The following is a 433-nucleotide window of genomic DNA, read 5'->3' on the forward strand; positions in this document are numbered from 1 at the left end:
CCAACCAGTTCTACCCGCGTTTTATGCCGATGCTGATGACCGCGGCCGGTACGGTGAAGCCGGCGCGCGTGCTGATCATGGGCGTGGGTGTGGCCGGTCTGCAGGCGATCGCGACCGCCAAGCGTCTGGGCGCGGTGGTGGAGGCGACCGATGTGCGCTCCTCGACCAAGGAGCAGGTGGAGAGCCTGGGCGGCAAGTTTATCGAAGTGCCGATGAGCGCCGAAGAGAAAGCCGCCAACGATGGCGTGTACGCCAAGGAAATGTCTGACGACTACAAGCAGCGTCAGGCCGAACTGGTGGCCAAGCACGCCAAAGCAGCCGACATCATCATCACCACCGCGCTGATTCCGGGCCGTCCTGCACCGCGCCTGATCTCGGCCGAGGTGGTGGCCGGCATGAAGCCGGGCTCGGTGATTATCGACATTGCTGCCGA

Annotated in this window: 1 protein-coding gene; it reads left to right on the forward strand. The window is 64.2% G+C overall.

Annotated elements, in window-relative coordinates; all coding sequences use genetic code 11:
• Window positions 1-433 (forward strand): Rossmann-fold NAD(P)-binding domain-containing protein (locus EGI20_RS19075; RefSeq protein WP_498633277.1); only part of this gene is annotated, 433 nt, incomplete at both ends.

It is taken from the genome of Aquitalea sp. S1-19 (assembly GCF_024343515.1).